This is a genomic window from Kluyvera intermedia, assembly GCF_021440345.1.
In the GTDB taxonomy this organism is placed as follows: domain Bacteria; phylum Pseudomonadota; class Gammaproteobacteria; order Enterobacterales; family Enterobacteriaceae; genus Kluyvera; species Kluyvera intermedia_A.
The window spans coordinates 1-514 of the sequence record NZ_JAKCNS010000159.1 but is presented as its reverse complement, the minus strand read 5'-3'; the positions used below and the strand labels follow the sequence as shown (position 1 = coordinate 514).

Below are 514 nucleotides of genomic sequence, written 5' to 3'. Positions count from 1 at the left end.
GCCCGTTCACAGACTTAATCAATTTTTTCGTTTTAAGCTTTTTGAACACGGCGAGAGTGCAGTCGCTGAGCAGAAACCCCTCGCGACTGTAGCATTCAACGGAGGTAACGCGGCCCGAGCTATCACGGACGTGCGCGATACGGCCACCTTTGGCGAGAATGTGTAAGGTACGTTGTTCCTGACGGGATAAATTCATACTGAAGAACCTGTTTAATCATCATGTGCGAAAACGAGCCAACACCCGCAGGTGAAAGCGTAGGTTTTAAGCGCAGCGATAATCAGTCCGGCCGGAAAAGGTCGGTGGCTGATTATCTGATGATGACATTCTCCAGCATGCAGGCCTCGAAGTACGTAAGAAGAAAATAACTTCGTCAGGATAACACGGAACTGTTATCCGGAAATGAGTTTGTCCTGAAAATGTGAACCAGAAAGCTTCGGTTTTTACTACCAATGAGTAGTGAGAATGTATTTCAAATATTTATTTTGACGTAGGTTAATTCTTGATATTTATATT

Annotated in this window: 1 protein-coding gene; it reads right to left on the bottom strand. The window is 44.6% G+C overall.

Features of this window, described 5'->3' with window-relative positions:
• The coding region (locus LZ634_RS22465) for a YjhX family toxin (RefSeq protein ID WP_234508939.1) at positions 1–196 on the bottom strand (196 nt) is incomplete at its 3' end.
• Positions 197–514 lie beyond the last annotated feature (318 nt).